This is a genomic window from Gordonia desulfuricans NBRC 100010, assembly GCF_001485495.1.
Taxonomy (GTDB): Bacteria; Actinomycetota; Actinomycetes; order Mycobacteriales; family Mycobacteriaceae; genus Gordonia; species Gordonia desulfuricans.
Map to the genome: position 1 here is coordinate 1 of NZ_BCNF01000082.1, position 23,759 is coordinate 23,759.

The 23,759-nt window shown below is 68.5% G+C and carries 24 protein-coding genes and 1 other RNA gene; 18 read left to right on the plus strand and 7 right to left on the minus strand.

Annotated elements, in window-relative coordinates; genetic code table 11:
* The 5 genes from GD1_RS14060 to GD1_RS14080 all read left to right on the plus strand — a co-directional run.
* Positions 1 to 202, plus strand: a 202-nt coding sequence (locus GD1_RS14060) for an Lsr2 family DNA-binding protein (RefSeq protein WP_174519057.1), incomplete at its 5' end; no start/stop codon positions are given.
* Between the two features lie 198 nt (positions 203 to 400).
* Positions 401 to 2,278, plus strand: coding sequence for a propionyl-CoA synthetase (locus GD1_RS14065; protein WP_059037658.1), 1,878 nt, complete (start codon positions 401 to 403; stop codon positions 2,276 to 2,278).
* A gap of 186 nt (positions 2,279 to 2,464) precedes the next feature.
* The gene (gene crcB / locus GD1_RS14070) at positions 2,465 to 2,956 is read left to right on the plus strand and encodes a fluoride efflux transporter CrcB (RefSeq protein ID WP_059037660.1); all 492 of its coding nucleotides are present in this window, start codon (positions 2,465 to 2,467) and stop codon (positions 2,954 to 2,956) included.
* Positions 2,953 to 3,321, plus strand: coding sequence for a fluoride efflux transporter CrcB (gene crcB / locus GD1_RS14075; protein WP_059037662.1), 369 nt, complete (start codon positions 2,953 to 2,955; stop codon positions 3,319 to 3,321). The genes crcB (GD1_RS14070) and crcB (GD1_RS14075) overlap by 4 nt, the downstream gene beginning before the upstream one ends.
* A 10-nt stretch (positions 3,322 to 3,331) precedes the next feature.
* Positions 3,332 to 3,928 (plus strand): universal stress protein, encoded by a 597-nt coding sequence (locus tag GD1_RS14080; RefSeq protein WP_083534199.1) that lies wholly within the window; start codon positions 3,332 to 3,334, stop codon positions 3,926 to 3,928.
* Between the two features lie 748 nt (positions 3,929 to 4,676).
* On the opposite strand, the gene GD1_RS14085 is transcribed toward GD1_RS14080, so the two are convergent.
* Positions 4,677 to 5,897, minus strand: coding sequence for an acyl-CoA dehydrogenase family protein (locus tag GD1_RS14085; RefSeq protein ID WP_059037664.1), 1,221 nt, complete (start codon positions 5,895 to 5,897; stop codon positions 4,677 to 4,679).
* 27 nt (positions 5,898 to 5,924) lie between these two features.
* Complete coding sequence (locus GD1_RS14090; RefSeq protein ID WP_053777777.1) at positions 5,925 to 7,295, minus strand: acyl-CoA dehydrogenase family protein; 1,371 nt, start codon at positions 7,293 to 7,295, stop codon at positions 5,925 to 5,927.
* Positions 7,296 to 7,436: 141 nt separating this feature from the next.
* On the opposite strand from GD1_RS14090, the gene GD1_RS14095 reads away from it, so the two are divergent.
* Positions 7,437 to 7,940: a DUF2752 domain-containing protein gene (locus GD1_RS14095; RefSeq protein ID WP_059037666.1), complete on the plus strand. Its 504-nt coding sequence runs from the start codon at positions 7,437 to 7,439 to the stop codon at positions 7,938 to 7,940.
* Positions 7,941 to 8,044: 104 nt separating this feature from the next.
* On the plus strand, positions 8,045 to 8,704 hold the full coding sequence (locus GD1_RS14100) for an MBL fold metallo-hydrolase (RefSeq protein ID WP_020793950.1): 660 nt from the start codon (positions 8,045 to 8,047) through the stop codon (positions 8,702 to 8,704).
* A gap of 9 nt (positions 8,705 to 8,713) precedes the next feature.
* On the opposite strand, the gene GD1_RS14105 is transcribed toward GD1_RS14100, so the two are convergent.
* Positions 8,714 to 9,109: a VOC family protein gene (locus GD1_RS14105; RefSeq protein WP_020793949.1), complete on the minus strand. Its 396-nt coding sequence runs from the start codon at positions 9,107 to 9,109 to the stop codon at positions 8,714 to 8,716.
* A 115-nt stretch (positions 9,110 to 9,224) separates the two neighbouring features.
* A complete protein-coding gene (hisN, locus tag GD1_RS14110) occupies positions 9,225 to 10,034 on the minus strand; it encodes a histidinol-phosphatase (RefSeq protein WP_053777765.1) in 810 nt (269 codons plus the stop codon).
* 18 nt (positions 10,035 to 10,052) lie between these two features.
* Here hisN and GD1_RS14115 point away from each other — a divergent pair, with 18 nt between their 5' ends.
* The 9 genes from GD1_RS14115 (at position 10,053) to ssrA (ending at position 17,109) form a co-directional block, all read left to right on the plus strand.
* Entirely contained in the window at positions 10,053 to 10,439 is a 387-nt protein-coding gene (locus tag GD1_RS14115) for a hypothetical protein (RefSeq protein WP_020790690.1), read from the plus strand.
* Between the two features lie 138 nt (positions 10,440 to 10,577).
* On the plus strand, positions 10,578 to 11,693 hold the full coding sequence (gene prfB, locus GD1_RS14120) for a peptide chain release factor 2 (protein ID WP_053777766.1): 1,116 nt from the start codon (positions 10,578 to 10,580) through the stop codon (positions 11,691 to 11,693).
* Entirely contained in the window at positions 11,680 to 12,636 is a 957-nt protein-coding gene (locus GD1_RS14125; protein WP_053777767.1) for a mechanosensitive ion channel family protein, read from the plus strand. Before prfB ends, GD1_RS14125 begins: the two co-directional genes overlap by 14 nt.
* Complete coding sequence (locus GD1_RS14130) at positions 12,636 to 13,031, plus strand: Rv3103c transmembrane domain-containing protein (RefSeq protein ID WP_059037668.1); 396 nt, start codon at positions 12,636 to 12,638, stop codon at positions 13,029 to 13,031. The genes GD1_RS14125 and GD1_RS14130 overlap by 1 nt, the downstream gene beginning before the upstream one ends.
* Before the next feature lie 95 nt (positions 13,032 to 13,126).
* Complete coding sequence (ftsE, locus tag GD1_RS14135) at positions 13,127 to 13,813, plus strand: cell division ATP-binding protein FtsE (RefSeq protein ID WP_059037670.1); 687 nt, start codon at positions 13,127 to 13,129, stop codon at positions 13,811 to 13,813.
* A gap of 54 nt (positions 13,814 to 13,867) precedes the next feature.
* Positions 13,868 to 14,779: a permease-like cell division protein FtsX gene (gene ftsX / locus GD1_RS14140; protein WP_059037672.1), complete on the plus strand. Its 912-nt coding sequence runs from the start codon at positions 13,868 to 13,870 to the stop codon at positions 14,777 to 14,779.
* Positions 14,780 to 14,876: 97 nt separating this feature from the next.
* Positions 14,877 to 15,350 carry an SsrA-binding protein SmpB gene (gene smpB, locus GD1_RS14145; RefSeq protein ID WP_020792047.1) on the plus strand — a complete coding sequence of 158 codons (474 nt, stop codon included), beginning with the start codon at positions 14,877 to 14,879 and terminating at the stop codon, positions 15,348 to 15,350.
* Positions 15,351 to 15,412: 62 nt separating this feature from the next.
* Positions 15,413 to 16,648 carry a glycoside hydrolase family 27 protein gene (locus tag GD1_RS14150; protein WP_059037712.1) on the plus strand — a complete coding sequence of 412 codons (1,236 nt, stop codon included), beginning with the start codon at positions 15,413 to 15,415 and terminating at the stop codon, positions 16,646 to 16,648.
* An 86-nt stretch (positions 16,649 to 16,734) separates the two neighbouring features.
* Positions 16,735 to 17,109, plus strand: a transfer-messenger RNA (tmRNA) gene (ssrA, locus tag GD1_RS24300).
* Positions 17,110 to 17,252: 143 nt separating this feature from the next.
* Here the strand turns inward: ssrA and GD1_RS14155 are convergent.
* Complete coding sequence (locus GD1_RS14155) at positions 17,253 to 18,155, minus strand: hydroxymethylglutaryl-CoA lyase (RefSeq protein WP_059037673.1); 903 nt, start codon at positions 18,153 to 18,155, stop codon at positions 17,253 to 17,255.
* On the minus strand, positions 18,155 to 19,414 hold the full coding sequence (locus tag GD1_RS14160) for a CaiB/BaiF CoA transferase family protein (protein ID WP_059037675.1): 1,260 nt from the start codon (positions 19,412 to 19,414) through the stop codon (positions 18,155 to 18,157). Before GD1_RS14160 ends, GD1_RS14155 begins: the two co-directional genes overlap by 1 nt.
* Positions 19,415 to 19,544: 130 nt before the next feature.
* On the opposite strand from GD1_RS14160, the gene GD1_RS14165 reads away from it, so the two are divergent.
* Positions 19,545 to 21,362, plus strand: a complete 1,818-nt coding sequence (locus tag GD1_RS14165; RefSeq protein WP_059037677.1) for a long-chain-acyl-CoA synthetase — start codon at positions 19,545 to 19,547, stop codon at positions 21,360 to 21,362.
* On the opposite strand, the gene GD1_RS14170 is transcribed toward GD1_RS14165, so the two are convergent.
* Complete coding sequence (locus tag GD1_RS14170; protein WP_373855328.1) at positions 21,350 to 21,994, minus strand: alpha/beta hydrolase; 645 nt, start codon at positions 21,992 to 21,994, stop codon at positions 21,350 to 21,352. The two genes, GD1_RS14165 and GD1_RS14170, sit on opposite strands and share 13 nt — an antisense overlap.
* A 110-nt stretch (positions 21,995 to 22,104) precedes the next feature.
* Here GD1_RS14170 and pgm point away from each other — a divergent pair, with 110 nt between their 5' ends.
* Entirely contained in the window at positions 22,105 to 23,748 is a 1,644-nt protein-coding gene (pgm, locus tag GD1_RS14175) for a phosphoglucomutase (alpha-D-glucose-1,6-bisphosphate-dependent) (RefSeq protein WP_059037679.1), read from the plus strand.
* The last annotated feature ends 11 nt before the right edge of the window (positions 23,749 to 23,759 follow it).

The window sequence follows — 23,759 nt, forward strand, 5'->3', positions numbered from 1 at the left end:
CCGGTATGTCGTGGCGTCCCGCTCATCGGACTCGCGCTCGGCGGCGTCACGCTCGGCCGGGGCGCAGAAGGCGAGCCGGGCCCGCCGGTCGGGCCGTGACACCCAGGCGGTGCGCACCTGGGCGCGCGACAACGGTTACGAGATCAGTGATCGGGGCCGGATCTCGGTCGAGGTCATCGAGGCATACGACGCCGCCAACTGACCGAACGGCCAGGTCGAATCCGGCCGACGGGAGTGTGGGCACACTGTCGGGTCGGGTGCCGTTCGCCGAACGGAACCGACCGGTCGTCGAACATCGTCTGATCCTCTCGCGCCGAGCTGTGACGCTGATTACGCTCGGTGGAGCAATGTCGCGCCCGTAACCGCCGCGCGACCGTGAGTGATGAGATGAGGAACCGACGTGGGTGCGTACAACGAGGCATTCGAGAGCAGCGTTTCCGACCGGGAATCGTTCTGGCTCACCGCCGCCGCGGAGATCGAGTGGCACAAGGCGCCGACCGTCGCGCTCGACGACACGCAGGCGCCGATCTACCGCTGGTTCCCGGACGGCCGGCTCAACACCTGCCACAACGCGCTCGACCGCCATGTGGCCGCCGGCCACGGTGACCGCATGGCGCTGATCTGGGACTCGGCGATGGTCGGTGAGGTACGCCGCTACACCTACGCCGAACTGCTCGCCGAGGTGTCCCGGTTCGCCGGGGTGCTCGCCGCGCGCGGTGTCTCGGCCGGCGATCGGGTGATCATCTACATGCCGATGATCCCGGAGGCGGCGATCGCCATGCTCGCCTGTGCCCGGATCGGAGCGGTCCACTCGGTGGTGTTCGGCGGATTCGCCGCCCCCGAACTCGCCACCCGCATCGACGATGCCGAACCGGTCGCGATCATCACCGCATCCGGCGGCCTCGAACCCGGCCGCACCGTGGAATACCTGCCGATGGTCGCGCGCGCCCTCGAACTGTCGGAGACCGCGCCGTCGACGGTGATCGTCAAGGACCGCCCGCAGATCGCCGGATCGTCCGACGAGCACGACGGCTGGCTGGACTGGGACACCGAGATCGCCGACGCCGCACCGGTCGAGCCGGTCGACGTCGCCGCCACCGACCCGCTCTACATCCTCTACACCTCCGGCACCACCGGGAAGCCCAAGGGCGTGGTGCGTGACAACGGCGGTCACGCGGTCGCCCTGGCCTGGTCGATGACCAACATCTACGACATCGCACCCGGTGACGTGTGGTGGACCGCCTCCGACGTCGGCTGGGTGGTCGGGCACTCCTACATCGTCTACGGTCCGCTGCTGGCCGGTGCGACGACCATCATGTACGAGGGCAAGCCGGTGGGTACCCCCGATGCCGGCGCCTTCTGGCGGGTCGTCTCCGAACACCGTGCCAAGGCGCTGTTCACCGCGCCCACCGCGATCCGCGCCATCCGCAAGGCCGACCCGGACGCCAAACTCCTTGCCGAATACGATGTCTCGTCACTCAAGAACCTTTTCGCGGCCGGGGAGCGACTCGACCCCGACACCTTCGAGTGGGCGTCGTCGGTCCTCGGTGTCCCGGTGGTCGACCACTGGTGGCAGACCGAGACCGGATGGGCGATCGCGGCGAATCTGCGTGGGCTGGAACCGATGCCGATCAAGGCCGGCTCCCCGACGGTGCCGGTGCCCGGCTATCAGGTGGGCATCGTCGACGCCGACGGCAAACCGGTCGACGCCGGGGTGGAGGGCAACATCGTGATCACCCTTCCGCTGCCGCCCGGCACGCTCGCCGGACTCTGGCGGGACGAGGAGCGCTACCGCAGCTCCTACCTCAAGGCGTTCCCGGGAACCTATCTCACCGGCGATTCCGGGTACATCGACGCCGACGGCTATGTCTTCGTCCTCGGCCGGTCCGACGACGTCATCAACGTGGCCGGTCACCGCCTGTCCACCGGCAGTATCGAGGCCGTCGTCGCCTCACACGCCGCCGTCGCCGAATGCGCCGTGATCGGTATCCACGACGACCTGAAGGGCCAGCGGCCGAGTGGCTACGTGGTCCTCAAGGCCGGGGTGGAGATCGAGCCGGACACCTTGCGCGACGAGCTCGTCACGATGGTGCGCGACGAGATCGGTGCGGTCGCCACCTTCCGTGACGTCACCGTGGTGCCGGCGTTGCCCAAGACCCGCTCGGGCAAGATCCTGCGCAAGACGATGCGGCAGATCGTCGACCACGAGGAGTACACCGTGCCGTCGACGATCGAGGACGTCGACGTGCTCTCCGCGCTGGCCAAGCAGCTCGGGTAGGGGCGACGGGGTCCCGGCTCGCGCCGTGTCCGGCGTGCGCCGGGGTGCCAGGAGTTAGGATTGGTCGCGGCGATGGATCTCGCCGGAGGCCGGCCCCGATGACGGGACCCCGGCCCGAACCGCCTCCACCGGGGTGACCCGGACCGGCTGATAGTTCCTGTTCCGATCACCGGAAGGAGCTTTGTCGTGGGCACGGACCCCTCACCGAACCAGATCGGCACCTCGTTGCCGATCGACCCGGACACCCCCGTACGTCCACTGCACCTGCAGTTCTCGGCGATCTCCCTGGTGTTCGCCGGGGGCATCGTCGGCACCGGGTTGCGGTACCTGGTCGAAGAACTGTTCCCGGCCCACGGCGTGGCTTGGCCCTGGGCCACCTTCGGGGTCAACCTGGCCGGGGCCTTCGTCCTCGGAGCGCTCCTGGAGATCCTGGTGCTGTCCGGCGACGACGCGGGCCGACGCCGTCGCCTCCGGCTGTGCATCGGCACCGGGTTCTGCGGATCGCTGACCACCTACAGCACCTTCGCCCTCGAGACCGCCCAGCTCGGACACCACGGGGCGGCGGGGACGGCGGTGGCCTATGCGGTGGTCAGCGTGATCGCCGGCCTGGTGTGCGCGTGGGCGGGCATCGTCGCGGCCGGGCAGGCACACCGCCGGTGGACGGGAGAGGTGTCGTGATCGCCGTCGCGGTGATCTTCGCCGGTGCACTCGGCGCGGTCTGTCGCTTCGTCGTCGACGGTGCCGTGAAAGGGCTGCGTGCGTCGACATTTCCCTGGGGCACGTTCGTGATCAACGTGAGCGGCTCACTGCTGCTCGGCATCCTGGCGGGCCTGGTGATCTCACACGGGATGCCGTCGTCGGTCCAGGCCGTGGTGGGGACCGGATTCTGTGGCGGCTACACCACGTTCAGCACCGCGAGTTTCGAGACCATCCGGCTGGCCCAGGGCAGGCAGGCGGTGCTCTCGGCACTCAACGCCATCGGCTCACTGGTGTGCTCGGTGGGCGCGTGCGCGCTGGGACTGGTGCTGGCGTGGGCGATCTGAGGAGTCGGTGATGGACAACATTTTCGGTCGGTACACCTCCGATGCCGGGGGAGCGGAGCCGCACGACGGTGACACGCGAGAGGGGGATACGCGAGATGGGGGTCCGTTGCGGCGTCGACGACCGGGACCCCGGCCCCGGATCACCCCGCAGAGCTGCCTGGTGGTCGGCTGGGATCGCCATCCCGACAGCCTGGCCGCAGCACGGTTCGCCGCGGCGCTGGCGGTCCCGCTACGCGCACACATCCACATCGTGCACATCGTCGACCTCGACGACGAACCGATCGATCCCGACGCCCCCGACTGGGAGGAGCAGTACCGCGCGAACGTGACCGCGGAGGCGGTGACGGCCCGGGCCCTGCTCGACGACGTCCCCGCGTCGTGGACCTATCACAGCGGACACGGATCGCCCGCGGATCTGCTGGCGCAGGTCGCCGACCGCTACGGCGCGCTGATGGTGGTGGTCGGCAGTCCGCGCAGCGGGCTGATGGGGTATCTCGACTCGGTCCTCGGACAGTCGGTGGCGCATCGGCTGATCGGTGCGCGTCGCGTGCCACTGCTGCTCGTACCCGCCGACACGCAGGTCGGCGACGGCGATGTGCCGGAGTGACCCGGTCGTGGTCGGCTTCGTGCGGACGTGACGGAGGTTTCGACGGCCGGGCGTCCTCGCTGCGCTCGGTCGACCTGCTCAACCAGCGTTGACGATGCTGGAGCCGACGTGGAGCGGAGGTGGGGCTCGGTCGACCTGCTCAACCAGCGTTGACGGTGGCCGTGCCGACGTGGGGCACAGGCCGGGTTCGGAACGTGATCGCGTCGTCGGTGCTTGAGCCGATTTACGGTGATTGAGCCGATGAGGAGCGGAGCGACGAGGCGTGTCGAAATCTCCGCAGGCCGGGTTCGGTGGGTGACCCGGTCTGGGGTGGCTGGTTTCTCGAGGTCGGGCGGCGGAGGTTTCGACGGCCGGGCGTCCTCGCTGCGCTCGGTCGACCTGCTCAACCAGCGTTGACGGTGGCCGTGCCGACGTGGGGCGTAGGCCGCGCTTGGAACGTGACCGCGTTTACGGTGATTGAGCCGATGAGGAGCGGAGCGACGAGGCGTGTCGAAATCTCCGCAGGTCGGGTTCGGTAGGTGACCCGGTCCGGGGTGGGTTGGTTTCTCGAGGTCGGGCGGCGGAGGTTTCGACGGCCGGGCGTCCTCGCTGCGCTCGGTCGACCTGCTCGACCAGCGTTGAGGGTGACCGTGCCGACGTGGGGCACAGGCCGGCTCCCGCGGCCGACGGCGCGGGTGCAGAGACAGCAAGGCCCGGGTGACGTGGTCACCCGGGCCCCGACCCCTCGTCGGTGGAGCTGCGGTTCAGCTCACCGAAGTTCTGCGCTGCTCTTGTTCAGCACGCGACGCGCGATGATCAGCTGCTGGATCTGCTGGGTGCCCTCGAAGATGTCCAGGATCTTCGAGTCGCGGGCCCACTTCTCCACCAGCAGACGCTCGGAGTAGCCGAGCGTGCCGAGCAGTTCGACCACCTTGTTGGTGATGTCGGTGACGGTGCGTCCGGCCTTGGCCTTCGACATCGATGCCTCGGTGGAGTTGGGCTGCTTGTTGTCGGCCATCCAGGCCGCCCGCATCGACAGCAGGTAGGCGGCCTCGAAATCGGACTCCATGCGTAGGAATTCGGCTGCGGCGGCATGCTGGTCGATGGCCGGACGGTCGTAGTCCACCTCGATGCCGACCTCGTCGAGCACCCGGCGCAGCTCCTCCAGCGCTGCGCGGGCCACACCGACGGCCATGCCGGCCACCAGCGGGCGGGTGTTGTCGAAGGTCTGCATCACACCGCCGAAGCCCTTCTTGGTGTCGACCTCCGGCGATCCCAGGAGATTCTCCTTGGGGATGCGGCAGTTGTCGAAACGCAGGACGGTGGTGTCGGAGACCCGGATACCCAGCTTGTGTTCCAGCCGAACGACTTCCACGCCCGGGTGCTCGCGCGGCACGACGAACGACTTGATCGCGGCCCGGCCCAGGCTCTTGTCGACCGTCGCCCACACCACGATGTGGGTGGCACGCGATCCGGCGGTGACGAAGATCTTCTCGCCGTTGATCACGTACTCGTCGCCGTCGAGGATGGCGGTGGTACTGACCGCCGCCGAGTCCGATCCGAAGCTCGGTTCGGTGATCGCCATGGCGGCCCACACCTTGCCGAACCGCTGCAGCTGCTCGTCGGTGGCCACCGCGGCGATCGCGGCGTTGCCGAGTCCCTGATAGGGGATCGACAGCATGAGACCACAGTCGCCCCAACAGGTTTCCATCACGTTGAGGACCGACTGCATGTTGCCGCCGTTGACCACAGCCCCCTCGGCGGTGGGCTTGGACGACTTCTGGCTGCGTCCGCCGTCGGCGCCGGCACCGGCCTGGCCGGTCTCGGCGAGACCGTCGTACAGGCTGGCCAGGGTGTCGAGCTCGACGGGGTAATCATGTTCGCGCAGATCGTATTTGCGCGAGATGGGGCGGAAGATCTCGGCCGCGGCCTGATGGGCCTGATCGATCGTGACGTTCAGCTTCTTGGGCAGTTCGAGGTTGATGCTCATGTCTTGTGCTCCTTGGGATTCCGGCCGTCAGAGGACGACGATGCCCTCGCCGATACCCGCACCGCGGAGGTCGCGGTACCAGCGCTCGACCGGATGTTCCTTGGTGAATCCGTGGCCACCGAGCAGCTGCACGCCGTCGAGGCCGATCTGCAGGCCCTTGTCGATGGTCAGCTTGCGGGCCAGGGCGGCCTCGCGGGCGAACGACAGGCCCTGCTCGGCGCGGGCGGCACCGCGCAGGGTGACCAGGCGGATCGAGTCCAGCTCGGTGGCGATGGTGGCCACCATGAAGGCGACGGCCTGCCGGTTGGAGATCGGCTCGCCGAAGGCCTCACGCTCGTTGACGTAGGGGATCACGTAGTCGAGGACGGCCTTGGCGGTGCCGGCAGCCAGCGCCGACCAGCCCAGACGCGACAGGCGCACCACGTCACGATAGGCGGCGAAGGCGGCGTCACCCTCCTGCTCGCCGAGCAGTGCCGACGCGGGGACGGCGACGTCCTGCAGCAGCAGGCGGCCCATGCCGGCGGCACGCACGCCCATACCCGGGTCGGCCTCGACGATCAGTCCCTTGGAGTCGGACTCGACGATGAACAGCGCCGGACGGCCGTCGAGCTGGGCGCCCACCAGGAACAGCTCGGCGCTGCCCGCGGCCGGGACGAACGACTTGACACCGTTGAGGCGGTAGCCGCTGGGAACGCGAGTCGCCTTGGTCTGCAACGAGAACGCGTCGAACAGCGGACGCGGCTCGGCGATCACGACGGCCGACTGCGGCACGTTTTCGCCGGCGAAGTCGGGCAGGAAGGTCTTCTGCTGTCCCTCGCTGCCGAAGTTGGTCAGGGTGGTGGCCACTCCGCTCGGTGCGAGCAGCGGCAGGGCCAGACCCATGTCGCCGTAGGCCATGGCCTCGGCGACCAGGGCGTTGGTCACCACGCCGCGCTCGGTGGCGGCGCCGTCGAACTCCTCGGGGACGTTGATCATCGTGATGCCGAGTTCGGCGGAACGCTCACGGATCTCGTCGGGGGTCGACGCGGCGTTGTCGGCGTCATAGGCGGCCGGACGCAGGATCTCGACGGCGAAGTCCTTCACCGTCTCGGCGATCATCTGCTGTTCGTCGTCGGGGTTGAGATTGAAGTAGTCCTTCGGCGCGGTGGTCAGCCGGGCGGCGGTGCCCGACCCGCCCTGTACCTTCTTGAACGCCCGGTTCGCCGCGCCCAGGGTCTGGAAGCCGGTCTTGGTCGCCTGGTAGGCGATGCGGTTGATCGGTTCGCGGATCTGGTACTTTTCGGCGAACTCCGAGCCGGTGACGGTGCTCAGCACACGCATGGCGGTGCCGATGAAGTTGCGCGGATGCGGGTTCTTGCCGACGGCGGAGGTGTCGCGTGGGTCGGTGGTAGTAGACATGGTCACCATTTCTCGCAGCGGTTCGGGAGCGCCGAGTGTGAACTTACTCGGTGGTAAGAACCTACCTTACTTCCCGGTAAGGAGTTTGTCACCCCACTGACGGACCCGATTGTCACCGACGGCGGTTTAGGCTGGTCACCGATGACCGTCGAGATCCCGCACACGAACCACCCGCCCGTCCCGCAGCCGCCGTCGCCGCGTCCGGGCATGGGTGGCTGGGGACGTTCGGGTGCGCTGCTGGTCGCCGGACTCGGCGCGGCCGGACTGGCCACCGCGGCACTGCTCGACCCGGTCGGTATCCAGCACGGTCCCGAACTGTGCCTGTTCCGCCGGCTCACCGGGCTGCCGTGTCCGGGCTGCGGGTTGACCCGCAGCTGGGTGATGACCGCACACGGGGACCTGGGGCAGGCGTTCTCCTTCAACCTGTTCGGGCCGCTGACCTTTGCCGCCGCGGCGCTGGTCGTCCTCGGCGCGCTGTGGCTGGTGATCACCGGCCGCGGCCCGCGCCGGGCAGGGGCGCATGGCCGGATGCCACGGTGGGGAGTGCGGGTGCTGATCGGCCTGCTGGTGCTCTTCCTCGTCTACGGTGTGGCCCGCGGGGTCGACGCCGGCTTCGGCTGGGGACTGTTCCCGGCCGTCACCTGAGGGCCGGCCGACACCGGCGACACGGCCCACCACGCTCGCGGGCGCACGCGGGTTTTCCGCCGAGCCCGCGCACACGTGCCGAGCATCTGCGGCAGAGTGGGGGTATGCGACTGACCCACTTCGGACATTCCTGCGTGCTGGTCGAGATCGACGGAGCCCGAATCCTGTTCGATCCCGGGAACTTCTCGCACGGATTCGACGGGATCACCGGGCTCGACGCCATTCTGATCACCCACCAGCATCCCGATCACTGCGACGTCGCGCGGCTGCCCGATCTGGTGGCCGCCAACCCGCAGGCGGTGCGTTTCGCCGACCCGCAGACCGCCGCACAGCTCAACACCGACGACGTCGCGGGGGAGTGGACCGCCGCCCACGCCGGGCAGACGATCACGATCGGGTCGGTCACCGCGCGTGCCACCGGCGGCCGCCACGCGGTGATCCATCCGGAGATCCCGGTGATCGACAACGTCGCCTACATCCTCGACGCCGCCGGACAGACCGGCCGCTTCATGCATCCGGGTGACTCGTTCTACATCCCGTTCGAGCCGATCGACGTCCTCGGTCTCCCGTCGGCGGCACCGTGGATGAAACTCAGCGAGTCGGTGGACTATCTGCGTGCGATGGCGCCGCGGGTCGCCGTGCCGATCCACCAGGCGATCCTGTCCGACGCCGGCACCGGAATCCACTACGGGCGCCTCGCCGACATGGCCGACGGCGGGACCGAATTCCGGGTGCTCGACCGGGAATCGGGCACCGAGGTCTGACGTCCCCGCTCAGGCCGGGGGTGCGAAGAACTCCAGTGCGATGTTGTCGGGATCGCGGAAGGAGATCCCGGAACCGTAGTGCGCATGCTTGATCCCGGTGTGCGGCACACCCAGCTCGTCGAGACGCGCGGTCCACGATTCCAACTCGTCGCGCGAGAGGGCGAAGGCCACGTGGTCGAGGCCGACGCGCCGCTCGTCGAAGCCCTCGCCGGGGCCGTCGGCGGTATGGGTGTGCAGGCCGAACAGGGTGCCGCCGCCGAGGGCGTACACCGCGTGGTGGTAGGCGCCGGACTCCTCGTCCTCGTCGAGCACGGGCTCGGCGTCGAACAGACGGTTGTACCAGGCGGTGCTGACCGCCAGGTCGCTGACGGTGATGGCCACATGGGTGAGTGCGGGGAAGGTCATGCCGCGAGGCTAGGTCCGAAGCTGCTGCAGCCGTGACGATTTGCCGGCCGGACTCGCCGATCGGACAGGGCGGTGCTCACCGAACGGCGGGGTGGACCCGCCGGGCGCACGGGATTCAGTCCGTCGCGGCCAGCGCCGACAGCACCGTCTCGTGCAGCAGGCCGTTGGTGGCCACCGCGCTGCCGCCGGCCGGGCCCGCCGCACCCTCGAGCGAGGTGAACGTCCCGCCCGCCTCGCGCACCAGGATGTCGAGTGCGGCCAGATCCCACAGCGACACCTCGGGCTCGGCGGCGATGTCCACCGCGCCCTCGGCCACCAGGCAGTAGTTGTAGAAGTCGCCGAATCCCCGCACCCGCCACACCTCGTCGGTCAGCGCGATGAGCTGCGGGCGGATACCCCGGTCGGCCCAGCCGGACAGGCTCGAGAACGCCAGGCTCGCCGAAGAGAGCGAGCCCACCCCCGACACCGAGATGGTCTTCGGGTCGGTGCCGTCGAAGGCGGCATGCGCACCCAGCCCCGACGCGGCCCACCACCGCCGCCGCAACGCCGGGGCGCTGACCACCCCGAGCACCGGGACGCCGTCGACGAGCAGGGCGATCAGCGTGGCCCACACCGGCACGCCACGCACGAAGTTCTTGGTGCCGTCGATCGGGTCGACGATCCACTGCCTGCCCTCCAGCCGCGCCTCGCCGCCGAACTCCTCACCGAGGACCGCATCGTCCGGGCGTCGTGCCGAGAGTCGTTCGCGGACAAGACGTTCGCAGTCGAGGTCGGCATCGGAGACCGGCGTCAGATCCGGCTTGTCGGTGACGTGGAGGTCCACCGCGCCGAACCGGCCCATCGTCAGTGCATCCGCCGAGTCGGCGATCGAGAGGGCGAGTTCGAGGTCATCGTGCAGGTCGAGGCCGTCGGCGGCGGAGGTCATGCCCGGTAGGGTAGCCGCATGTGGATCGCCATCACCATCGCCGCCCTGCTGGCCGTACTCGCGGTCGTCATGATCATGCAGATGAGGGGCCGGCCGGTCGGTGGGATGCGCGGCACCGGGGCGGGCTTCGTCCAGGGCACGCTGACCGTGACCGGTGTCAGCGACCGGCCCGACGGTGATTCCAAGGGACAGTCGTTCTGCACCGTGTCGGGCACCATCGTCGGACCGGGGACCGAACCGGCCGAGGTGTACGGGACCATGGTGCTCGACGACGGTCAGCCGTGGCCGCAGATCGGTTCCGACCACCCGGTCGTCTACAAGCCGGGCAAGGCCGTGAGCAGCTGGCAGTTCGGGGAGCTCCCGCCGCCGGCGCCGCTGGACCACCCTGATCCCTTCACGAAGTGACCCCTCCTCGCCACGTGGTCTCGACCTCTTCTCGCCGGGCCGTCGTGCCTGCGCCGCGGGGTCGTGTCACGCGATTCCGGCCACCGGGTTCGGCGTGGGTTGGGCCCAACGGTGGTCGGGTCGCTACCCTGGATAACCGTGCAACCTGACGTGACCACAGACCTCGAAGCCCTCGACGCGACACTGACCACCGTCGAGAAGGTCCTCGACGTCGAGGAGTTGCGTCGCCGCATCGACGAACTGGAGATGCAGGCCTCCGATCCCGAGCTCTGGAATGACCAGGAGCACGCCCAGAAGGTGACCAGCGAGCTCTCGCACGCGCAGTCCGAACTGCGCCGCGTCACCGAGCTGCGCCAGCGCCTCGAGGACATGCCGGTCCTCTACGAACTCGCCGAGGCCGAGGAAGGTGACGACCGCACCGTCGCCCTGGCCGACGCCGATGCCGAGCGCGTCTCCCTCCGCACCGACATCCAGGCGATGGAGGTCAAGACCATGCTGTCGGGGGAGTACGACCAGCGCGACGCCCTGGTCAACATCCGCTCCGGCGCCGGTGGCGTCGACGCCGCGGACTGGGCCCAGATGCTGATGCGCATGTACATCCGCTGGGCCGAGCAGCACGACTACGGCGTCGAGGTCTACGACACCTCCTACGCCGAAGAGGCCGGCCTCAAGTCGGCGACCTTCGCGGTCAAGGCGCCCAACATGTACGGCACGTTGTCGGTGGAACAGGGCACCCACCGCCTGGTCCGGATCAGCCCGTTCGACAACCAGGGCCGCCGGCAGACGTCGTTCGCCGAGGTCGAGGTGCTGCCGGTGGTCGAGACCACCGACCACATCGACGTCCCCGAGACCGAACTGCGCGTCGACGTCTACCGCTCGTCGGGACCCGGCGGCCAGTCGGTCAACACCACCGACTCCGCGGTCCGGCTCACGCACATCCCCACCGGCATCGTCGTGACCTGTCAGAACGAGAAGAGTCAGCTGCAGAACAAGGCCGCCGCGATGCGCGTGCTGCAGGCCAAGCTGCTCGAACGCAAGCGCCTGGAGGAGCGCGCCGAGCTCGACGCGCTCAAGAGCGACGGCGGGTCGAGCTGGGGCAACCAGATGCGGTCCTACGTGCTGCACCCGTACCAGATGGTCAAGGACCTGCGGACCGGCGTGGAGAGCAACAACCCGACCGCGGTCCTCGACGGCGATCTCGACACCTTCATCGAGGCCGCGATCCGCTGGCGGATGGCTGATGCCGACGCCTGATCTGATGCAGCTGGCGAGTGACTCGCCCGGGAGCGCGACCCAGGAGCTGATCGGCCGCATCTACGTGTGGCTGGCCGTCTCCGGCCTGGACGTGCTCATCTGGATACTCGGCGGGCTGCTGGTCATCCGCTTCATCCGGTGGATGGCCGAGCGCTACGCACAGCGGCTGGAGAGCACCTTCCACAACAGTGACCTGATCGTCCGCAGCGAGGACGCCAAGTACCGGCGTGCCCTGGTCGACGTGGTGGCGTGGGTGCTGATCGTCGTGGTGGTGATCGTGGTGATCCTGCACGCCCTCACCGTGATGAAGGTGTCGGTGGTGGGCCTGGCCGCACCCGGTGCCGTACTCGGTGCCGCGCTCGGTTTCGGTGCGCAGAAGGTGGTGCAGGACATCCTCGCCGGATTCTTCGTCGTCGCCGAGAAGCAGTACGGCTACGGCGACATGGTCGATCTCACCGTCACCGGCAACGGCACGGCCACCGGCACCGTCGAGGACGTGACCCTGCGGGTGACCAAGCTGCGCACCAGCGAGGGCGAGGTGATCACCGTGCCCAACGGGCAGATCATCAAGGCCACCAACCTGTCCAAGGACTGGGCGCGCGCGGTGGTCGACGTACCGATCCCCGCCGACGCCGACATCAGCCGGGTCAACGAGGTCCTCGGCCAGGTGGGCACGGACTTCTACGAGAACGCACGCTGGCACGACCTGCTGCTCGACGAACCGTCGTCGCTGGGTGCGGTGGAACTCGACCTCGACTCGGTCACCATCCGGATGGTCGCCCGCACCCTGCCGGGCAAGCAGTTCGAGGTCAGCCGGGCGCTGCGGGTGTCGATCGTGCGCACTCTGGCGATCGACGGCATCACCGTCGCGCCGGGCCGGACCGCCGAGTCCGGTGGCGGACCGCCGGCCGCGCACGCGAGCAACAACGGGGACGACGACTGATGGGCGAGCACGAGGGTCCCCGCGACTGGCGGCACATCTACAAGACCCGCATCCGCACCAGCACCGCGGTGCTGCTGGTGGCCTTCATCGTCTGCTCGGTGGTCTACGGCTACACCTCCCAGCGGTATGCGGCGCCGGAGACCGGCACCACCTCGCGGGTGGTGAACACCACCCCACGCGAGCGCGAGTACACCGAACCGTCGACGACCCGATCGTCGTCGAGCAGTGTGCCGAGCAGCTCGTCGTCGGAGGAGTCGTCCGAACCGAGCGTCAGCGCACCCGGCGGGAGCGGATCGCCGAGCGGCTCGCCGACGTCGACCACGCACCACTGGCTCGACGACGTGCCGATCCCTGGGATCGGGACCACCACGACCACCGCCCCGCCCAGCACCTAGGGCACCCCGCTCACATCCGCGGGCGTCGGTTGCGATGGCGCGCCCGGATCCCACCTGAGCGGGCTTCTCAGACGTCGTCGTTACACTGGCTCCCTGTGATCAAGCTGGAAAACGTGACGATGCAGTACAAGGCTTCCAGCCGTCCCGCCCTGTCGGAGTTGAGTCTGGAGGTCGACAAGGGCGAGTTCGCCTTCCTCATCGGGCCGTCGGGCTCGGGGAAGTCGACGTTCTTTCGGCTGCTGCTCAAGGAGGACCGCCCGACGTCGGGCGAGATCCACGTCGGCGAGTTCCACGTGAACACGCTCAAGGCACGTGAGGTCCCCAAGCTGCGGCAGTCGATCGGCTGTGTCTTCCAGGACTTCCGGCTGCTGCAGCAGAAGTCCGTCGCCGACAACGTCGCCTTCGCGCTGGAGGTGATCGGGAAGCCGCCGTCGATGATCCGCAAGGTGGTGCCGGAGGTGCTCGACTACGTCGGGCTCGAGGGCAAACTCGACCGGATGCCCTACGAACTGTCGGGCGGTGAGATGCAGCGTGTCGCGATCGCGCGGGCGATCGCCAACCGGCCGCTGGTGCTGCTCGCCGACGAGCCGACCGGAAACCTCGACCCGGAGACCAGCGAGGAGATCGTCGACGTCCTCGACCGGGTCAACCGACGCGGGACCACCGTGGTGATGGCCACCCACGACCGGCACATCGTCGACGCCATGCGCCGCCGCGTGCTCGAGTTCGACAACGGCCGCCTCGTCCGCAACGACGAACAGGGTGTGTACGGGATCGGCTGAGGCGACCCGGACCCGACACGCCCACCACGACCACGAAGGACAACCCGAGCGAGCATGCGAGCGCATTTCATCCTCAACGAGGTTCTCAACGGCTTCCGTCGGAACGTGACCATGACGGTCGCCATGATCATCACCACCGCGATCACCCTGGGGATGTTCGGCGGCGGGCTGCTGGTGATCCAGATGGCCGACAAGAGTCAGAAGATCTTCCTCGACCGTGTCGAGATGCAGTTCTTCATCAACGACGAGGTCGCCAAGGCCGACCCGAACTGTCAGAAGGCGCCGTGCGCCACCCTGCGTACCGAGCTGGACAATGCGTCCGGGGTGGGGACGGTGACCTTCGTCAACGCCGAGCAGGCCTACCAGGACGCCAAGCAGATGTTCGCCGAGACGTCCCCGGAGATCGCCGACCAGATCAGCCCCGACAGCATCCCGGCGTCGTTCAAGGTGCGGATGGACGATCCGTCGAAGTTCGACGAGGTGTACAACAGTTTCGCCGGGCGCCAAGACCTCGGCGTGGAGGGCGCGCTGGACCAGCGCGACCTGGTCAAACGCATCTTCGCCGTCCTCGACGGGGTGCGTAATGCGGCGTTTGCGGTGGCCGCGATCCTCGCCGTCGCCGCGATCCTGCTGATCGTCAACACCGTCCAGATCGCCGCCTACACACGGCGCACCGAGGTGTCGATCATGCGGCTGGTGGGTGCCACCCGCTGGTACACGCAGTTGCCGTTCCTGCTGGAGGCGATGCTGGCCGCGCTGATCGGCTCGCTGCTGGCGATCGGTGGCCTGTTCATCGCCAAGGCGTTCTTCTTCGACCGCGCGCTCGCCGGCCTGTACGGCGTCAACATCGTGCCCCGGATCACCGTCGGCGACGTCGCCTATGTGTCGCCGTGGCTCGTGATCGGCGGAATTGTGTTGGCAGCGGCGACGGGTTATGTCACCCTGCGTGTGTATGTGCGGGAGTGACGCGGACGCCCGGGACTGATCCCGGCGGCCCCTGCACGCAACCACATCTGCGGTCTGTCCCAGACCGGCAGCCGATCGAGGAGATGAGCACGCCGTCATGGCGAAGGAGAAGGGTCGCAACGTGATCGCGACCAACCGCAAGGCGCGGCACGACTACACGATCCTGGACACCTACGAGGCCGGGATCGCGCTGCTGGGGACCGAGGTCAAGAGCCTGCGTGAGGGCAAGGCGTCACTGGTGGACGCGTTCGCGACCATCGACGACGGTGAGGTGTGGCTGCGGTCGCTCAACATCGCCGAGTACGGCAGTGGATCGTGGACCAACCATGCCCCGCGCCGCAACCGGAAGCTGTTGATGCACCGCCGGGAGATCGACACCCTGATCGGCAAGATCCGCGACGGCAACCTCACCCTGGTGCCGTTGTCGATGTACTTCAGCGACGGTCGGGTCAAGGTGGAACTCGCCCTGGCCCGCGGTAAGCAGGCCCACGACAAGCGTCAGGACATCGCGCGGCGGACGGCCCAACGCGAGGTGGCCCGAGAGGTCGGTCGGCGCGTCAAGGGTATGTGAGAAGGGGGCGCGTGAGCAGGGGGCAGGTGATCGGGACGGCGGTCCGCGCTCGGTGGTCGGTTCTGGCCACCGCGGTGGTCGCCATCGGCGTCGCACTCGCCGGCTGCGCCCCGGCGGTCGACGATCCGACGCGGCTCGGCGGTGAGGACGCCGCGATCGGCGGACTGCCCGCCACCCCGCCGATGGGCTGGAACAGCTGGAACACCTTCGGCTGCGGGATCACCGAGCAGATCGTGCGGGCACAGGCCGACGCGCTGGTGTCGTCGGGGCTGCGGGACGCCGGCTACACCTACGTCGTCGTCGACGACTGCTGGATGGCCCCGACCCGCGCCGAGGACGGCCGGTTGCAGGCCGACCCGGTGCGGTTCCCGTCCGGGATGGCCGCCCTCGCCGACTACGTGCATGCGCGCGGCCTGGGATTCGGGATCTATGCCGGTGCCCGCGGCCAGACGTGTGCGCAGTTCACCGGCGCCTATCCGGGGGCGACCGGCAGCGGGGGACACGAGCAGGTCGACGCCCGGACCTTCGCCGGGTGGGGGGTGGACTTCCTCAAATACGACTGGTGTTCCTCCGACACCTCCCACGGCACCCAGGTGTCGGCGTTCACCACGATGCGCGATGCCCTGCGCGCCACCGGCCGCCCGATCGTCTACTCGATCAACCCGAACTCCGGGGTCGCCGGCTCGGTGCCGGGCGCCGAGTTCGACTGGGGCGGGATCGCCACGATGACCCGGGCGACCAACGACATCACCGCGACGTGGTCGACCGACTCCGGACCGTCGGGATACCAGGGCGTCACCGACATCGTCGACGCCGTCGCCCCGCTGGGCTCGCGGGTCGGGCCGGGTGCATTCGTCGACCCGGACATGCTGGTGGTCGGCGTCGGTGACACGTTGACCCCGGCCGACGAACGTACCCAGATGTCGATGTGGGCGATGCTCGCCGCCCCGCTGATGGCCGGCAACGACCTCACCACGATGTCGGCCCGCACCCGCGCCGTCCTCGCCGATGCGGGCGTGATCGGTATCGATCAGGACCCGCGCGTGCAGGCCGGTGCACCGGTCGGCGACGACCCGGAGATCTTCTCGCGCGCACTGGGCGACAAGGGACTCGTCGTGTCCCTGACCAACCGCGCCGACCATCCGCGCACGATGTCGGTGGCGCTGGCCGATCTCGGCTTCACCGGCGACACCGTGGTCGGCGTCGACGCCTGGACCGGCGTACGTCACCAGGCGTCCGGCGGCCGGTTGTCGGTGGAGGTCGGCGTGCACGACACGGCCCTGCTACGCATCGAGTAGATGACACGCGAGGAAATGGGAATGAACTGTCGGGGGATGGTTGTTACAATGAACTGTTCGCCGAATCCATCGGCGGGCACCATCTCGGGGCTGATCGGTTTCGACTACGTGCGTCGAGGTGGGGGAAGCGTGTCGGTGCAGGCCAGAGACCACCGTATAAGCGTCGCGGCAACCAATTAAGCGCCGATAAGAATCAGCGCGACTACGCCCTCGCTGCCTGACAGCGAGCTCGTGGTCTGTCGGCCCGGACCATGCTCTCGGATCCGGTGCCGGCATCATCTTCGAGAGCTCACCGTACGCACCGGTCGCGGGTGCGGACGGGACAACCAACAGCGACTGGGATCGTCATCTCGGCTTGTTCACGTGACCGGGAGATCCAAGTAGAGACCTAGTGAACTGCACACGGAGAAGCCCCGCTGAAGCGACGGAGGACCCGGGTTCAATTCCCGGCAGCTCCACGAGAAGGGCCCCTCACCTCACCGGTGAGGGGCCTTTGTCATGCCGGGGTCGGAGGACTCTTCTGACCGCGTACAGAACCAGCACCTCTCAGTGGGACCGAGTGGATATTCCACACCACCGGCTCTGCGGTGCGACTTGTGGCCGCTCACGCCTGTCCGACGAGCTTGCGGTCGCCGGCGCGCATGAGGGCGCTGCCCGTGCCGCCGCCGACGGCGCCGATCGCGACCTGACCGGCGCGGATCGCGGCGTCGAGGTCGACACCGGTCTCGATACCGCAGTCACGCAACAGGTACACGAGATCCTCGGTGGCGATGTTGCCGCTCGCACCGGGCGCGAACGGGCAGCCGCCGAGACCGCCGACCGAGGCGTCGAGGCGGGTGATGCCGGCCTGCACGGCCGCGTACGCGCTGGCCAATCCGGTGCCACGGGTGTTGTGGAAATGCGCTCCGAGCGGCAGATCACCGATCAGTGGGCGCACCGCGTCGACGAGATCTGTGACCCGACGCGGAGTGGTGGTGCCGATGGTGTCGGCGATGGCGATCCGGTCGGCACCCGCCGCGACGGCCTGCTCGACGATCCGGGTGACCCGGCCGGTCGGGGTGGGCCCGTCGAACGGGCAGTCCCATGCGGTCGCGATGATCACCTCGACGGTGGCGTCCGCGATGTGGGCGGCGTCGACGATGTCACCGATCAGGGCGGCCGACGCCTCGGTGTCCCGGCCGACATTGGCGCGGCTGTGCGCATCCGAGGCCGACACCACGTACTCGAGATGGGCCACACCGGCATCGAGGGCCCGGCGTGCACCGTTCACCGACGCGACGAGTGCCGAGAACCGGACGTCGGGGAATCGGTGCAGATGCCGACAGATCTCGGCGGCGTCGGCGAGTGCGGGCACCTTGGACGGCGAGACGAAGGCCGTCACCTCCACCTCGCGGACCCCGGTCGCGCAGATAGCTTCGAGCAGTTCGAGTTTCGTGGCGGTGTCGATCGGTTCCTCGATCTGCAGGCCGTCGCGCATGGCGACGTCGCGAATGGTCACCGCGGTCATCAGATCACCCCGTCCTCGGCAAGATCGGCCAACGTCTCGGCGTCGAGCCCCAACAGTTCACCGTAGACCGCGGCATTGTCGGCACCCGGCGTGGGCGGGCCGGCATTGCGGATGCCGCCCGGCGTGTCACTGAACTGCGGCACCAGGCCGGGACCGAGAACCGTTCGGCCACTGCGTTCGTCGTGATGCTCGGCGATCATGCCGCGCGCCCGCAGGTGCGGGTCGGCGACGACGTCGGCGATCGTGTTGACCGGACCCACCACCACACCGGCCTCCGACAGCACCTCGGTGAGTTCGTCGGCACCGAGCTGCCCCGACCACGCGCCGATCAGTGCGTCCAGCTCGTCCTGATTGCGGCCACGGGCGGCGTGGTCGGCGAACCGTGCATCGGTGGCGAGTTCGGGGCGGCCCATCGCCGCGCACAACCGGACGAACACCGAATCCTGGTTGGCGGCGATGATCACATGGGTGCCGTCGGCGGTGGGGTAGAGGTTCGACGGTGCGATGCCGTCGAGGCGGGTGCCCGACGGCCCGCGCACCACACCGCCCATCGCATAGTCGGCGATCGTCGACTCCTGCACGGCCACACACGATTCCAACAGCGAGGTATCGACCACCTGCCCCTTTCCGGTGACGGTGCGGCGATACAGTGCAGCCAGGGCGCCCTGTGCGGCGAACATCCCGGCGAGGGTGTCGCCGAGCGACAGCGACAGCCGTGGCGGCAACTGGCCGGGGTAGCCGTTGATGTGGCGCAGACCCGAGGCGGCCTCGGCCACCGAGGCATAGCCCGCACGTCCGGCGTCGGGACCGGTCTGACCGTATCCCGACACCCGGACGACGATGATCCCCGGATTCCGGTCGGCCAGTACGTCGGGGCCGATGCCGAGCCGTTCGAGCGTGCCGGGCCGGAAGTTCTCGACGACGATGTCGGCCTGATCGGCCAACTGCAAGAAGATGTCCCGGCCGCGATCGCTGCGCAGATCCAGGGTGATGGCCCGCTTGTTGCGGGCGTGCACGGTCCAGTAGAAGCGATGTCCGTCGACCTCGGCCTGTCCCCAGGTGCGGATCGGGTCGGGGCGGCCCGGTGCCTCGATCTTGACGACGTCGGCGCCCATGTCGCCGAGCAGTCGTGCGGCGTGCGGCCCCGCGATGAGGGTGCCCAACTCGAGGACGCGGATGCCCTCCAGCGGTCCGGACGGGTGGGGGCCGGGCGGGACGGGGAGGTCCGCAGATGCCGACGATGCACGGGAATCGACCATGGCGTCCAGTGTGGCGTGCGCGTGTCGCGGGAGGCAATGAGACCCCGGCCATCGGCAAGTTAGAGACAAAAGTGAGAATATGTGTCAACATCGTGAGGTTGCCGAGCACGGCTCGACGAGGAGGGGACCGATGACCACACCCGAAACCGGGCTGCTGCCGGATGTGTCGCTGCGCGACGTGCTCACCGGAGCCGCCGCGATCTGCCACGATCTGCCGACCATGCTGCGTGTACTGCCCGACTTCATCCCCAAGCCGCCGACGCGGAAGATGTCGATCGGCAAGCGGTTCACCCAGACCGTCGCCCGCCACCCCGACCGCGACTTCCTGCGGTTCGAGGGGCAATCCATCACCTACCGCGAGGCCAACGCGAAGGCCAACCGCATCGCCGACCTGCTCACCCGGCAAGGTGTCACCCGCGGCGACGTGGTGGCCGTGCTCGCCCGCAACCATCCCGATGTCGTGATCACGATGCTCGCGATCGTCAAACTCGGCGCCATCACCGGCATGATGAACTTCAATCAGCGCGGCGCCGTGCTCGAACACAGCCTGGGTCTGATCGACGCCAAGGTCATCATCCATGACGCGGATCTCACCGAGGCGCTGGAAACGGTTCCGCCGCAGACGCTTCCGCCGCACCGGATCACCTACGACGAGCTGCGCACCCGAATCAGTGTCTGCTCGCCGGTCGACCCGGCGGTCACCGACACGATCCCGTTGGGCGACACCGCCTTCTACATCTTCACCTCGGGAACGACGGGATATCCCAAGGCCAGCAAGATGAGTCACAACCGGTGGCTCACCGCCATGGCCGGGATCGGCGGCCTGGGCGTGCGGCTGCGCCCCGACGACGTCATCTACACCGCGCTGCCCTTCTACCACAACAACGCACTGACCATCTCGGTGTCGGCGGCGATGATGTCGGGTGCATGTCTGGCGATCGGACGGCACTTCTCGGCATCGAGGTTCTTCGACGAACTCGTCGAGAACGACGCGACCGCCTTCAGCTACATCGGTGAACTCTGCCGCTACCTCCTGGCGCAACCGCCGAAGGCCACCGACCGTGCCCACCGTGTCCGGGTGGCCGTGGGAAACGGTCTGCGCCCGGACATCTGGGATGCATTCGCCGAACGCTTCGGCATCGATCGGATCTGCGAACTGTACGCGGCCAGCGAGGCCAACATCGGATTCGTCAACATCTTCGGGGTACCCAGATCGGCGGGGTTCTCACCGCTGAAGTACGCGATCGTCGAGTACGACGAGGAGACCGGCGAACCGCGGCGTGGACCCGACGGACGGGTGATCCACGCCGGCCGGCGGGGTACCGGACTCCTCCTCGCCGAGATCAACAGCCGGGTGCCCTTCGACGGCTACACCGACGCGGCGGCATCGGCCAAGAAGGTCGTCACCGACGCCTTCGCCGCCGGCGACCGGTGGTTCAACAGCGGCGATGTGGTTCACGACCAAGGCTTTTCCCACATCGGATTCGTCGACCGGATCGGTGACACCTTCCGCTGGAAGGGCGAGAACGTGGCCACCACCGAGGTGGAGGCCGTGCTCGACGCCCACCCCGACATCGAGGAGGCCGTCGTCTACGGCGTCCCGGTCTCGGGCACCGACGGCAAGGCCGGGATGGCCGCGATCAGTCTCCGTGCGGGCAAGAGCTTCGACGCCGTGGGCCTGGCCGCCCACGTCCGGACGGGACTCCCGGCCTATGCGGTGCCGCTGTTCGTGCGGATCACCGACCACCTCGAACACACGTCGACCTTCAAGAACATGCGAACCGACCTGCGTAAGCAGGCCTTTCACGACACCGGCGACGACCCGGTGTTCGTGTTCACCGACGACGGCTACGTCGCGTACTCACCGGAATTCGTCGACCGGCTGGCCGGCGCATCCCGTCCGGCTGGCCCCGCGACCCACCCCGCCGATCACGCTCAGCGCGCCTGAGCCCTCGTGGTGCGCAGTTCGGTTCCGACGAAATCCAGTGCGGCCCGGTGCCAGAGACCGACATGATCGAGCATCGGATGTCCACCGCCGGGCACCGGGACATAGGTGGCGTCCATGCCGCGATCACGGAGTTCCTCGATGCCCTTGGCCGTGCGGTGTGCGTAGGTGACGGTGTCGGCGTCGCCGTGGATCGCCAGCACGCGGGCGTCGTCGTGAATCATCCGCCAGTCGGCGAACTGCCACCACGGGGCGAGGGCGAGTACCGCGCTCACCCGGGTGTCGGCGGCCAGTTGCGCGGCGATCCGGCCGCCCATCGAATGTCCGATCACCGCGACGGGGGTCTCGGGATGATCCCGGCACGCCTGCTCGAGTGCGGCCCGCGCATACGGCATCGGTGAGGCCTGGCCGCCGTTCCAGCCGTACACCCGGTAGCGCACCTGCCGGATGTCGACGGCGCGCCCGAACCGCAGCGCGATGGATGCGGTGAACGGATACATGCGCATCGCCGACCCCTGCCACGGCGAGAACGGCCGGTAGCTGCTGTCGGTGCCGCCGGGCAGGACCAGCACGCTCAGCGCCGGGCCGCCGGCGCGGTTGCGGGCGCGGGTGGGCAGGCGCGTCTGTTCGGTCACGTCTCGATGGTCTCAGGCGCAGCACCGCCCGGGCCGTTCAGGGGGAGTTCACAGCACTGTCTACGTCACCTCGCCCTGCGGATCGGGGGATCGGTGGCAGAATTCGACATATGGCACATCCTCGCGCCGGCACCCCGGCACTGCCCGAAGACCTCATCGACGTGGCCGCAGTGGACAGGGCCTACTACGACACCACGCCGGATCCGGAGAATCCGTTGCAGCAGGTGGTCTTCGGTACCTCGGGTCATCGCGGGTCGAGCCTGGACGCGTCGTTCAACGAGGCCCACATCCTGGCCACCACCCAGGCGATCGTCGAATACCGCACCGGCGCCGGCATCACCGGGCCGCTGTTCATCGGCTTCGACACCCACGCGCTGTCCATCCCGGCCTGGCGCACCGCCCTCGAGGTGCTCGCCGCCAACGAGGTCTCCACCTTCACCGCCACCGACGACACCTTCACCCCGACGCCCGCGGTCAGCCGGGCGATCCTGAAGTTCAACGCCGAGCATCCGGGTGTGCAGTCCGACGGGATCGTCGTCACCCCGTCGCACAACCCGCCGCGCGACGGCGGATTCAAGTACAACCCGCCCAGCGGTGGCCCCGCCGACACCGCGATCACCTCCTGGATCGCCGGCCGCGCCAACGATCTGCTGCGCAACAAGCTCGACGGCGTCCGACGAATCCCGTTCGAGCAGGCCCGATCCGGCCAGTACGTCACCGATCACTCGTTCATCGAGGAGTACTGCAACGCGCTGTCGGGTGTGGTCGACATGGATGCGATCCGCACCTCGGGTATCCGGATCGGTGCCGACCCGCTCGGCGGGGCGTCGGTGGGGTACTGGGCGGCGATCGGGTTCCGCTACAACCTCGCGAACCTGACGGTGGTGAACCCGACCGTCGACCCGACGTTCTCGTTCATGACCCTCGACACCGACGGCAAGATCCGGATGGACTGCTCGTCGCCGAATGCGATGGCGTCGCTGATCGGTGCGCGCGACCACTACGACATCGCCACCGGCAACGACGCCGACTCCGACCGGCACGGCATCGTCACCCCCGACGCGGGCCTGATGAATCCCAATCACTATCTCGCCGTGGCCATCGACTATCTGTTCACCCATCGGCCGGGATGGTCCGAGCAGGCGGGCGTCGGCAAGACGCTGGTGTCGTCGTCGCTGATCGATCGTGTGGTCGGCGGGATCGGCCGCCGTCTGGTGGAGGTGCCGGTGGGGTTCAAGTGGTTCGTCGAGGGACTGCTCGACGGGTCGATCGCGTTCGGCGGTGAGGAGAGCGCGGGCGCATCGTTCCTGACCCTCGACGGCGGGCCGTGGACCACCGACAAGGACGGCATCATCCTGGATCTGCTGGCCTCGGAGATCCTCGCCGTCACCGGCAAGACCCCGTCGCAGCGCTATCGCGAACTGGCCGACCGGTACGGCGAGTCGGCCTATGCCCGCATCGACGCGCCGGCGTCGCGGGAGCAGAAGGCCGTCCTGTCGAAGCTGTCGCCGTCGCAGATCACCGCCACCGAGCTGGCCGGGGAGAAGATCACCGCGATCATGACCGAGGCGCCCGGCAACGGTGCGGCCATCGGCGGACTGAAGGTGACCACCGAGAACGCGTGGTTCGCGGCTCGGCCATCGGGTACCGAGGACGTCTACAAGATCTACGCCGAGTCGTTCAACGGCCCCGAGCACCTGGCGCAGGTGCAGGTCCAGGCGCAGGAGGTCGTCGACGCCGCGCTCAACGGCTGAGCCGCCACCGG

Bases quoted from the DNA above. Each gene is read 5' to 3' on its own strand.
- GD1_RS14130 (WP_059037668.1), top strand. From the start codon at position 12,636: ATGGGCGAGCACGAGGGTCCCCGCGACTGGCGGCACATCTACAAGACC.
- pgm (WP_059037679.1), top strand. From the start codon at position 22,105: ATGGCACATCCTCGCGCCGGCACCCCGGCACTGCCCGAAGACCTCATC.
- GD1_RS14085 (WP_059037664.1), bottom strand. From the start codon at position 5,897: ATGAGCATCAACCTCGAACTGCCCAAGAAGCTGAACGTCACGATCGAT.
- ftsX (WP_059037672.1), top strand. From the start codon at position 13,868: ATGCGAGCGCATTTCATCCTCAACGAGGTTCTCAACGGCTTCCGTCGG.
- hisN (WP_053777765.1), bottom strand. From the start codon at position 10,034: ATGACCTCCGCCGCCGACGGCCTCGACCTGCACGATGACCTCGAACTC.
- GD1_RS14100 (WP_020793950.1), top strand. From the start codon at position 8,045: ATGCGACTGACCCACTTCGGACATTCCTGCGTGCTGGTCGAGATCGAC.
- GD1_RS14105 (WP_020793949.1), bottom strand. From the start codon at position 9,109: ATGACCTTCCCCGCACTCACCCATGTGGCCATCACCGTCAGCGACCTG.
- GD1_RS14080 (WP_083534199.1), top strand. From the start codon at position 3,332: ATGGACAACATTTTCGGTCGGTACACCTCCGATGCCGGGGGAGCGGAG.
- GD1_RS14160 (WP_059037675.1), bottom strand. From the start codon at position 19,414: ATGGTCGATTCCCGTGCATCGTCGGCATCTGCGGACCTCCCCGTCCCG.
- GD1_RS14095 (WP_059037666.1), top strand. From the start codon at position 7,437: ATGACCGTCGAGATCCCGCACACGAACCACCCGCCCGTCCCGCAGCCG.
- GD1_RS14115 (WP_020790690.1), top strand. From the start codon at position 10,053: ATGTGGATCGCCATCACCATCGCCGCCCTGCTGGCCGTACTCGCGGTC.
- GD1_RS14125 (WP_053777767.1), top strand. From the start codon at position 11,680: ATGCCGACGCCTGATCTGATGCAGCTGGCGAGTGACTCGCCCGGGAGC.
- GD1_RS14155 (WP_059037673.1), bottom strand. From the start codon at position 18,155: ATGACCGCGGTGACCATTCGCGACGTCGCCATGCGCGACGGCCTGCAG.
- smpB (WP_020792047.1), top strand. From the start codon at position 14,877: ATGGCGAAGGAGAAGGGTCGCAACGTGATCGCGACCAACCGCAAGGCG.
- GD1_RS14165 (WP_059037677.1), top strand. From the start codon at position 19,545: ATGACCACACCCGAAACCGGGCTGCTGCCGGATGTGTCGCTGCGCGAC.
- GD1_RS14090 (WP_053777777.1), bottom strand. From the start codon at position 7,295: ATGTCTACTACCACCGACCCACGCGACACCTCCGCCGTCGGCAAGAAC.